The organism is Caldisphaera sp. (assembly GCF_049974385.1).
Lineage (GTDB): Archaea > Thermoproteota > Thermoprotei_A > Sulfolobales > Acidilobaceae > Caldisphaera.
On record NZ_JBMFIW010000071.1, the window covers coordinates 1 to 550 of the forward strand.

General features: G+C 20.9%; 1 pseudogene. It reads right to left on the bottom strand.

Annotation, left to right across the window (positions count from 1 at the left end):
* Positions 1–336, bottom strand: a pseudogene (locus ACP5GV_RS08145) (hypothetical protein); the annotation flags it as partial.
* Positions 337–550: the final 214 nt, after the last annotated feature.

Genomic DNA, 550 nt, shown 5'->3' on the forward strand with positions numbered 1-550 from the left:
CGTATCAATAATTAAATCATATTGATCTTTAATTTTTTTATAATTATTCTTATTAAAAATTTTTCTAGATATCGCTACTCTTCTTAATCTTATTGATCTGTTGTTTGTTAGATTAGCTAAATAGTTGGAAGTTTTTGATATTATTTTTATTATTTTTATATTAGTTAAGTCATATCCCAAAATAGATTTGATTTTTTCTTTATCAACATCAGTTCCTGTAATAATGGTTACATCGTAACCATCTTTTATCATAGAGTTAACAGCTGTTAAGACTAATTTTTCTCCTCCCCCTATTACATCAAATAGAGCATGAATTACAGCAACTTTTGCTTTCAAATTTTTCACTCCTGTATTAGTTAATTAATAATTACTTTTTAAATTTTATAACATTTATAAAACAAATTACAGCATTTAAATAAAATTTTATTTTTAGAATAAAATTTAATTAGAAAATTAATCTATAATCTTTTTAACGAAAAGTTTTAAATGGATGATTTATTATAGCATTATTATAAAAGAAATCTATAGACTTCCTTACTAAATATTATAG